This is a genomic window from Solibacillus ferritrahens (assembly GCF_037027585.1).
GTDB classification, from domain to species: domain Bacteria; phylum Bacillota; class Bacilli; order Bacillales_A; family Planococcaceae; genus Solibacillus; species Solibacillus ferritrahens.
Map to the genome: position 1 here is coordinate 1 of NZ_JAXCLE010000037.1, position 9972 is coordinate 9972.

The 9972-nt window shown below is 35.4% G+C and carries 10 protein-coding genes and 1 pseudogene; all 11 read right to left on the reverse strand.

Annotation, left to right across the window (positions count from 1 at the left end):
• Positions 1–247 precede the first annotated feature (247 nt).
• Entirely contained in the window at positions 248–703 is a 456-nt protein-coding gene (locus tag SNE38_RS18675; RefSeq protein WP_191705549.1) for an immunity protein YezG family protein, read from the reverse strand.
• A gap of 351 nt (positions 704–1054) precedes the next feature.
• Positions 1055–1480 carry a hypothetical protein gene (locus SNE38_RS18680; RefSeq protein ID WP_191705548.1) on the reverse strand — a complete coding sequence of 142 codons (426 nt, stop codon included), beginning with the start codon at positions 1478–1480 and terminating at the stop codon, positions 1055–1057.
• 408 nt (positions 1481–1888) lie between these two features.
• Positions 1889–3166, reverse strand: a pseudogene (locus tag SNE38_RS18685) (IS110 family RNA-guided transposase).
• Positions 3167–3283: 117 nt separating this feature from the next.
• Complete coding sequence (locus SNE38_RS18690) at positions 3284–3487, reverse strand: DNA/RNA non-specific endonuclease (protein ID WP_336047110.1); 204 nt, start codon at positions 3485–3487, stop codon at positions 3284–3286.
• A gap of 669 nt (positions 3488–4156) precedes the next feature.
• Positions 4157–4876, reverse strand: coding sequence for an SMI1/KNR4 family protein (locus SNE38_RS18695; protein ID WP_336047112.1), 720 nt, complete (start codon positions 4874–4876; stop codon positions 4157–4159).
• Between the two features lie 408 nt (positions 4877–5284).
• Positions 5285–6562: an IS110 family RNA-guided transposase gene (locus SNE38_RS18700; protein ID WP_191705562.1), complete on the reverse strand. Its 1278-nt coding sequence runs from the start codon at positions 6560–6562 to the stop codon at positions 5285–5287.
• Between the two features lie 680 nt (positions 6563–7242).
• A complete protein-coding gene (locus SNE38_RS18705) occupies positions 7243–7434 on the reverse strand; it encodes a hypothetical protein (protein WP_336047114.1) in 192 nt (63 codons plus the stop codon).
• Between the two features lie 49 nt (positions 7435–7483).
• Complete coding sequence (locus SNE38_RS18710) at positions 7484–7957, reverse strand: hypothetical protein (protein WP_336047115.1); 474 nt, start codon at positions 7955–7957, stop codon at positions 7484–7486.
• Positions 7958–7982: 25 nt separating this feature from the next.
• The gene (locus tag SNE38_RS18715; RefSeq protein ID WP_336047117.1) at positions 7983–8381 is read right to left on the reverse strand and encodes a hypothetical protein; all 399 of its coding nucleotides are present in this window, start codon (positions 8379–8381) and stop codon (positions 7983–7985) included.
• Between the two features lie 322 nt (positions 8382–8703).
• The gene (locus tag SNE38_RS18720; protein WP_336047118.1) at positions 8704–9243 is read right to left on the reverse strand and encodes a T6SS immunity protein Tdi1 domain-containing protein; all 540 of its coding nucleotides are present in this window, start codon (positions 9241–9243) and stop codon (positions 8704–8706) included.
• A 16-nt stretch (positions 9244–9259) separates the two neighbouring features.
• On the reverse strand, positions 9260–9972 hold a 713-nt coding region (locus SNE38_RS18725), incomplete at its 5' end, for a polymorphic toxin type 15 domain-containing protein (RefSeq protein WP_336047119.1).

Sequence of the window (9972 nt, forward strand, 5' to 3'; positions counted from 1 at the left end):
GACTCGGTTGCGCTGAATGCCATGTTTTTTGCTGCAAAGGTTACGTCCTCATTCGCTGTCACAACGATCGAATGCTTACTATGTATCGTGATGCCACTTTCCTGATGAAGTTGAAGAAAAATAGTATCGATTTAATTATGTAAGAAATAAGAGCACAAATGGGTAAATATTTCATTTGTGCTCTATGTTTATTCGGGGCTGTTTAAATAATAAATTTCTATACACATTGGTGTCACTTTCAAAAACATTATAAATTATTATTTTCTATTTCCTCAAACCATTCATTAGCAATATGACGTGCGGTTTTAACATCGTCATTAGTATAAACTAAATCATACTTGTATTCAGCTTGAAACTTGCCAGTCTTAGCATCATATATTAATTTTAACTCAGTTGGCATATCTCTTTCGTACAATTTGCACAATTCCTCCATTTTATCAACATTATCGTTGATAATATCTAACACCATAAATTGTCGTTCTGTGGACACATCATAACTCTTATCCCCATCCTTCAATGCATCATTTAATTTATGGCGCTCTACATACATATTATTAATCAAATAAAAGAAACTACCCGAAACGATACCTTCTTCACATGAAGCATAAACATATACTTTATCAACTCTATCTTCCACATATTCCAGACATATAGATATCATATCTGCTTGCAATTCACTAAATCTTTCTTCAAATTCTTTCATACTACTTTTTCACTCCTCTAATTAATTTTTTAAATCTGCAAAGTCGGCTATACCATCAATAGTATATCTGACTTTAAATTTATCTGGACGCATACCTCCAATAATTAGGTCTCTTCTAATCGCCGTTTCAACCAATGCCTTAATGTGACGATTTTACTAAATTTAAATAGGAGAGCACAAATGAAGAACCTCTTCATTTGTGCTCATGTTTTATTTTCAATTTATACTGTTAGATTTCTATTTAACTAGGAGACAACTGCAGAACATAAGCAAATTAGCTAACACAGCTTTCAATAAACTTATGTAATACATGACATGTCTGAATTGGTGTTAACATTCCTTTTGAATAATTCAATTACTTTTGAAAAACTTGAGATATTTCACTCTATTCGGACTATCAAAACATCTTCCTTCTGATTTATCATTGGCAATGCTAAAAAATTCTTTTGCTATTTCTAAATTCCCCAATTCAAAAGCTATTTCGCCATTAATATATTCCTTCTCGCCTGAATCTATTCGTGCAAAACCAGTTAAATATATTTTTTCTCCCCATTCTTTTGCTTTTTTAAAATCATTTAATACATAGTAAGTTTCAATAATATCTTTTACAATGTGATAGCTTTCTTCTGAATAAATCCCCTTTGGTTCAGGTATTAGGTTCCATGCTTCTTCTAACAGTAATATAGAGTCTTGATGACAACCATTATTAAATTGTTCATTACTTTTATCCACAAAATTTTCTATTTTTTCTTTTATATATGACGGTAACATAGTCATTCTTTTCCTCCCTCTATAAATGTTGATGTATCAATGGCTTGCGCCATTTATGAGCGTCAAAAAATATTTTTTCGACTCGTACATCTATCGTTATTTTGTAATTCTTGATTTTTCTTACATATTGTCCGTAAGCTTCGCTAAAGGAGGAACCATTAACTGGTAATCGTTCTCCTAATCCAGTGCAGTATATCGATGCACTTTTGGATCTCTGCGTAGCTTATGATGACGGACCCTCCCATGTCTCTAGGCGTCTGATTGCGCGTACATTCCTTCGTTCGGTCTATTCATAAGGCAGAGGCTGGCGATGCTCCCTAGGGGACTCGTTTGATTGGTCATCAACGGTCGGATGGTGAAAATAATGCCGGCTTCTCCGTGTCATCCTCTTGGTTGGACTTCTGATGTGTACGCTTATGCAGCAGTTTGAAGACTGGCGAAATCGTTCATCATTTGGTGTTCGTTAAACATTGTTTTCTTTTTGCACAAGGCATGTAAAATCTTTAGTAATTTCCCACATAGCACAACGATTGATTGCTTCTTGCGAAGCGGATTGATCGAGCGTGTGGTGTAATATTCATGTAATTGCTTAAAAGCTGGATTATGCAAGATTAACGGCATCATGACTCGGAATAAGAGGGCGCGAAGTTTGCGTCTTCCTCGTTTGGAAATCCGTTTTTGTCCTTTTTGTTGACCAGAAGAGTTTTCACGCAACGTGAGTCCCGCTAGTTTAATTAATTGGCGTGGATGCGCATATTGTGTGAGTGAACCAACTTCTGATAGTAAATCGACAATGGTTACGTCTCCGATTCCTGGTACCGATGCTAAATACTCATAATCCGCCATTTGTTTCGCGAGCTCTATTAATTGAGCCGTTAATTCGTCGAGCTGGGCTTGCATTAATTTCACTTGAGAAAGTAATGTGGCGATTTCAAGTTTGGCCATCACTAAACCTTCTGTCAGTCCGATTGAATCCTGCGCAACTTCGACTAATTGTTTTGCCTTTGGTAGTTGGGGACTTTTCATCCCATCTACTTGGCGGTATAAGAACAGTAGCTCTTCGGGTGTTTTCCCTTTGATATCCGAGGGTAGTGGGGTCATTTCGAGTACCGCATACGCCATTTTCCCGAAGCTTTTAAATACTTGTGTAAACTCAGGGAAAAAGCGATCTAGCCAACGAATAATTCAATTTTGAATGGCATTTAAATCTTCTTGAATCTTTGCACGTAACGTTGCCCCGTTGCGGAGTTCTGCTTCTACACCATCCAAAATACGTGGATAACTAAAGCGTCCGTCTCGCATTAAACGAGCAATCACAAGTGCGTCTTTTTGATCATTCTTCGTTTGAAGATTGTCATCCAATTCCTTGGAACGATTGACGTGCATTGGGTTGACCATCACGAATGGAATTCCGTAGCTTGTCAGAAACGCCGCCAAGTTCATCCAATAGTGTCCTGTTGGCTCAAAACCAACGAGGATTTCCTGTTTTTCATGTGTAGCTTTTAACGTAAGCAGTCGCTCATAAAAGCCTTCAAATCCAATGCGTGACTGCGCAATAGGAAATGATTTCTGGAACGCTCGACCTCGATCATCAATAGCACAGGCAAAATGTTTGTGCTTCGCAATGTCGATGCCAATTACTAGTGTATTTTCTGTAACTTGATTAATTTTATGGTTCGTATTAGAATTCATTAGATAGTCCTCTCGTAGATGAATGAGTCAATTTAGTCGTTGATACTCAAGCATCATACAGGAGGGCTTTTTTGTTTTCAAGTCCCCGAAAATCCTTCTAACAGGAATGCTCCCTAGTTAATTTTTAAGTTCTTTGGAGCCTTGCTTACCATCAATAAAGTAATTAACTATAAATTTATCTGGACGCATATTCTCCCCAGAATAGATTATTTCAATATCAACTGTTACTTTTTTAGGTGGTGTTTCTTTCAAAGCTGCAGCCCATTTTTCTTCAATCTTCTTATATTGTTTTAAATTAACATCAGATAATTGCTCGAGCAAAAGAAACAATTAGCTCTTTGGCATAAGGGCCAATTTTCACTTGTAATACCTCTGAACAGTAACTGATGAGTATATTATTTTTACTGGTTTTTCTATATTGTCCATAGAATCCTCCTAAAAATGTAAATAATAGTAAACCCCTGTGTTTAAACACTCATTTCAAAGAAGGCAGAAGTAATCTCCATTATCTAAACTATAAAACGGGCTTAACTCTTCCCCACCTTATCTGTAGGACTTCCACCATTAACCTTAACTGTGGATTGAAATATTTATATGAAAAAATCCTTGTACAAGATTTCTCTTATACAAGGATTTTCTTAACCATTTCCGATAATCTTTTGATTTATTAACATTTATGTGTAGCCAGTTAATCGGAGTCCCAATTTACCATACCCAAAATACAATCAAATATTATTCCTATATCACGTTCACCGTAAATATCCTCATTTATCATTTCGAGGTCTTTCAAAATTCTGAGTACTTCTCATAATACTCAATATTATAACCTAGTTCGTGCTTTGTTTGAATATATTACTAAAAAATTGGTTGTGAAAAACAATATTAAGATTACCACACGTAACTATTGCAGGGTCAAAATCATTATGGTAATGACGATTTAAATTTTATCAATAAACAAAGACGAACTGAAAATAAAATTTCTTCTATTTATTACTCATCTTGAAAACCAATAACAATCCACTCATCTATAATATCCCAAAAATTAACATTGTACTCTGGTTGATCATTTGAAAACCATAAAGTAGCGTTATCATTTTCCGCATTTTCATAATCAATTGCCACATAACCGCCCATTCCACTCTTAAAAAATCCAAAAGTTGTTTCAAGATTAATTCTAATTGGCTCGTTTAAACTTTCAATTATCCCCCATTCATCATCTCCAAAATAAGTCACATTATCTAAGGGAACTAATCCCATTGCTTTACTCGCATAATAGTAGAATCCGTTATGAATGTTTTCATAAAAATCCTTAACTGATTGAGGGATCTTGTCCCAATTATTATTTAATATAGTTTTAGTAATTGATTTTGTTTCAAAGGGATTTCTACCTTCATAATATTCAATTTCGCCATTATGTGTTTTCACAGAGTATAAGATAGAGTATCGATTATTAAAAGATATCAAATCTACTTCATAAAGATTTTCAGTTAAATATGATATAGTGTTGCTTAATGTAACTGATGAAAAAGCTTTCCATTCTTTTAGCAGTAGCTCTTTTCTCTTTTCATTGTCATTATTTTCAAAAATATCACACCAAGAATTTGGAATTAAGCCTGGACCAATTTCCCTAACCATCTGATAAGGTATAATTTCTATATTCTGATTCTTACTTAAAGTATATTCTTTTAAAAACTTTAGTTTTGTCTCCATATTTAATCCTTCCTCTATAAATGTTGATATATCAATGGCTTACGCCATTTTTGAGTGTCCAAAAAATATTTTTCGACACATACATCTATCGTTATTTTGTAAATTTTGATTTTTTTAACATCATGTCCGAACGCTTCGCTAAAGGATGAGCCATTTATTGGTAATGACAATCCTGATCCAATGTCGTATATCGATGCACTTTTGGATCTCTGCATTTCTTATGATGACGGACCCTCCCATGTCTCTAGGCGTCTGATTGCGCGTACATTCCTTCGTTCGGTCTATTCATAAGGCAGAGGCTGGCGATGCTCCTTAGGGGACTCGTTTCTTAAATCTCACGGTCGAATGGAATAAATAGTGCCGGCTTCTCCGTGTCATCCTCTTGTTTAAACTTTTGTGTAGGTACGCTTAGGCAGCCGTTTGAAGACTTGCGAAATCGGTCATCATTTGGTGTTCATTAAACATTGTTTTCTTTTTGCACAAGGCATGTAAAATCTTCAGTAATTTCCCGCATAGCACGACAATCGATTGCTTCTTACGGAGCGGATTGATGGTGCGTGTAGTGTAATATTCATGTAATTGTTTAAACGCAGGATTATGCAAGATTAAAGGCATCATGACTCGGAAGAGAAGGGCACGAAGTTTTCTTCTCCCTCGTTTGGAAATCCGTTTTTGTCCCTTTTGCTGACCAGAAGAGTTTTCACGCAATGTGAGTCCCGCTAGTTTAATTAATTGGCGTGGATGTGTATATTGCGCTAAAGAACCAACCTCTGATAGTAAATCGACAATCGTGACATCCCCGATTCCAGGTACCGATGCTAAATATTCATATTCCGTCATTTGTTTGGCTTGCTCTACGAGCTGAGCTGTTAGTTCTTCAAGTTGAGCCTGCATCATTTTGTGCTGTGAAAGAAGCGTGGCAATTTCGAATTTGGCCATCACTAAACCTTCTGTCAGTCCGATTGAGCTTTCTGCAACCTTGACTAATTGCTTTGCCTTTGGTAGCTGCGGGCATTTCATACCGTCTACCTGGCGATATAAAAATAATAATTCTTCTGGTGATTTGCCTACAATATCTGTTGGCAACGGTGTCATTTCAAGCACCGCATACGCCATTTTCCCAAAGCTTTTAAACACTTGTGTGAATTCAGGGAAAAAGCGATCCAGCCAACGAATAATGCGATTTTGTAGGGCATTTAAATCTTCTTGAATCTTTGAACGTAATGTCGCTCCATTTCGTAACTCAGCCTCGATTCCTTCAAGATGTCGGGGATAGCTGAAACGACCGTCTCTCATGAGGCGAGCAATGACTAGCGCATCCTTTTGGTCATTCTTCGTTTGTAGGTTGTCATCTAATTCCTTCGAGCGATTAACGTGCATTGGATTAACCATTACGAATGGAATTCCATAGTTGGTTAAAAACGCAGCTAAGTTCATCCAGTAGTGACCTGTTGGCTCGAACCCAACAAGAATTTCGTGTTTATCATAAGTTGCTTTAAGCGCCATTAGGCGTTCATAAAGGTATTCAAAACCAATACGTGATTGCACGATCGGAAATGATTTTTGGAGCACTCGACCTCGATCATCGATTGCACAAGCATAATGTTTATGTTTAGCAATGTCGATGCCAATAACTAGAGTATTTTCAGAAACTTGATTAATTTTCTCATTCGTATTAAAATTCATTGGAATGGAGTCCTCTCTGTAGATGTATGAGTCAATGACCGTTGACACTCAAGCATCATACAAGAGGGCTTTTTTGTTTTCAAGTCCCCGAAAATCTTTCTAACAGGAATGCTCCTTATTATTTTGACTATTAAGATTATCTATTTGCTTCTGCAATTCACTCTCAAGTTCCTTTTCTTTTTTGATCAATTCTCCCCTAAATCCTGGATCAACTTCAACTTCTTTATATACACAACGGCCACTTTTCCGCCGACCTTTAACGGAACTAATTCTTCCTTTACTATAAAATTTCCGGGTATTATGTAAATAAAATAGAGTGCAAATAAATACTACATAATTTGCACTCTACAATTATATTTATGTTGAATGTACCTAGATTAATAAACACTATTTTCCCAGAAAATATGTTTATAATTCAATAAAAACAGAGCTCAAAAGATAATGGAATACAACTTTAATAAACAATTAGTTTTGATTAATTCTTCCTGGAATCTTCGGTACTGGTTCTCCACCTAACAGTCCATACTCTAACCTCTGTTTTACTGCTTCTTTGACAATTTGCATAGCCTGTTCTTGAGTATATCCAGAGACTTTTAATGAGTCAACCACTGTCTTAGTGTATTCAAGGTTCGTTGGAGGTTCACCATTTCTATCCCCACCCCGTCTAAATAAATCAAATGTTATCTTTTTAATCTTAAATTCCCTATTAATTCTTGAATATTATCAGCAATATTATCAAATGTACATCTTTCAAAATCTTCTAATTGAATTATTCCACTATTGTTTTCAATAACCACCAACAAACCATTTCCTTCAATCCCAATAGGTATCTTCTCTAAACTATCCCCGTGATTTTTTTTATATCCTTTCAAAGACTCTCGGAATGAACATATCTCAGTATTCGGTAGGACATGCTCTAATTTAATATGTTAAAGAAGTAATATAACAATTATCTATCGAAACAGTTTTTAATAACCCTAATGCTTTTTGAGTTACAACTAACTCACCTTTGGATGATAAACAGAAGTGATGTCCTGACCAATTTGTGAAATGCTCTCCTTCTACCTCAATTTTACCAAGTGGAATAAATCTGCTAAATAGAGGAATTTCTTTATTTGGATGCATTTCTTTAAATACATCAGATGTTGTAATTAAGCATGGTTCTAATTTGTAATCTTTAATATCACTTTTCTGTAATTCTGTTTCTAGTAAACTTGACACTATGAAAGCTGGTGTTGACTCTAAAAGGTCATCTCCAAGCCATCCTTCAAACTCATAGTGTAAAAATTCCACCTTTCCTGATATGCCCTCTTTTACAATATCCTCTTCAGTTCCATAAACAGTCTGTTCACCATGACCACCGGCAACTTCTGGTTCAATAAAAAATAGTTTCATTCGTTACATCCTTCCTTTAACTTTTTCACCTTTTAATTGGTGGATTAAAATTCTCACCATATTTCCTATCTAACTCAATCATATAATTTATAACTTCCTCTTTTGTAGGACTAGGATTATTTCTATAAAATCTATTCCAATCTATTCTTATTTTTGATAAATGAATATCACTGTTTATTTCTTTAGGTATACCTCTCAAGTTTTCTAAAGCATGTATTTCCTCAAGAGAGAATAAATTAGGATGTCTTTTTAACATTTGTTGTTCTATAGCATGATGAACAACAACACTTCCTTTAAGATCAGGATATTCATTAAAGAAAGTGTTTTTATAGTCTTTAATATTTTTACCTTTATCTATACCCTTAGTATGCTGATTAGATTTCGCAGGTGGTGCCGTTGTTGCACTTGCTTCCTTCTTTGCCAATGACGGTGCTTGCTGCTTTGTTGGATTCGATGGGGTTGGGGATTTGGCCAGATTTACTGTTTATTTTTCGCTTTGCTGCCTGAAGCGATTCCAGCTACCACTTTACTTGCATGTTTGGCACCTTTTACTAAAGGTCTTCCTACAACACCAGCGGGCGATACTTAAACGCGTTACCACTTTTCAACATTTATACCAATACTGAGTTTGTATATGGAAACCTTAGGATAAATAATACCCCAAACAAGTTTTATATACTCGTTTGGGGTTAATCCACTTATATTTCAAATTAAAGTAAGTTTTGTTACAATCGTATTTGTTAAGTTTATTCTATTTGACCCATAAATTGTGTAATTAAATAAATATGCTCAATAAGTTTGACCTTTTTTAAATTCTCTACTTTTTCTGGTCCACCTAATCCAAGAAGGGGGACATATCCAAAACATTCATCAAATGCTGGCTCTCCATATTGTTTAACTGCCTCTGGATAAGGTAACCAATCAAGGGCTTTTTTTAAATAATACTCATCATTTAAATCCCCAAAAAAGAATTCAAAATTCCCCGCTACTACATCTACCTCATTTTTCCTAAAGTTAAGTGCCATTAAATAATTATCTTCCCAAACTAAAATATCTCCCATCGCTGTTGTAAATAACGGGATAGCTAATTTATGTCGAGCATAAGTATATTCTAAGACTTCACGATATTCATCTGGGTTAACAATCTTTAAATATCCATTTTTTATACTTCCAAATCCATAATTCTCCCATACTTCAATTACTCTTTCAGGAATTTTCCCCCTATATTGTTCAATAATGCTCTTGCATGTTTTTTCGACAAGAACAAATTCATCAATATTCACCATTCCTCACCTCATATTTTTAGTGTTTTAATTTTATATTTAAATATGTTGTTTTTCTTTCTTCTTCCGTCATATTATTTCCTATGGCTCTAACTTGTTTGTCTAAATCTTTTATCCTACTTCTCCATTGCGACCCTATAGATGAATTTATGTCTTTATCACCCAAGCCACCAATCTTCGTAGGATTACCTCCTGCTATTTGGTCAGGATTATGAAGTGCCGCCTGTCCTTTAATCCACTCATTCGCTTTTTTCTCTGCTTCTTCATATGATAACCCATCACGACGTAACTCATCTACTTTATTTTGTAAAGCTTTTTTCCTAGCTAATTTCTGAGCTGCATCCCCCTCTATAGCTCTACCATCTTTCAAATATCTATCCCTATTTTTTATAAATTCATCTACAGTTAGTTCATTAATTCCCTCTTCTTGGTCTTTTAACTGTCTTGCAAATTCCTTAGAATCATGTTTCGGATTACGCCTTGTAAATTCTACTTCAATTTCTCTAATTCTTGGGACATATCCTGGTTTAGTCACTTTCTCACTACTACCCGTACCCTGATCCTTCGATTTCGCAGGTGGTGACGGTGCTTGCTGCTTTGTCGGATTCGTTGGTGTTGGGGACTTGGCCAGATTTACTGTTTTATTTGTTGCTTTGCTACCCGATGTAGCTCCTGAAACAGCCTTTGCTCCGAGCTTTACGCTATGCTTCACACCTTTTACTAAAGGTCCTC

Excerpts from the sequence above, each read along its gene's own strand:
- SNE38_RS18710 (WP_336047115.1), bottom strand. The coding sequence starts at position 7,957 with ATGAAACTATTTTTTATTGAACCAGAAGTTGCCGGTGGTCATGGTGAA.
- SNE38_RS18720 (WP_336047118.1), bottom strand. The coding sequence starts at position 9,243 with ATGGTGAATATTGATGAATTTGTTCTTGTCGAAAAAACATGCAAGAGC.
- SNE38_RS18680 (WP_191705548.1), bottom strand. The coding sequence starts at position 1,480 with ATGACTATGTTACCGTCATATATAAAAGAAAAAATAGAAAATTTTGTG.
- SNE38_RS18700 (WP_191705562.1), bottom strand. The coding sequence starts at position 6,562 with ATGAATTTTAATACGAATGAGAAAATTAATCAAGTTTCTGAAAATACT.
- SNE38_RS18675 (WP_191705549.1), bottom strand. The coding sequence starts at position 703 with ATGAAAGAATTTGAAGAAAGATTTAGTGAATTGCAAGCAGATATGATA.
- SNE38_RS18695 (WP_336047112.1), bottom strand. The coding sequence starts at position 4,876 with ATGGAGACAAAACTAAAGTTTTTAAAAGAATATACTTTAAGTAAGAAT.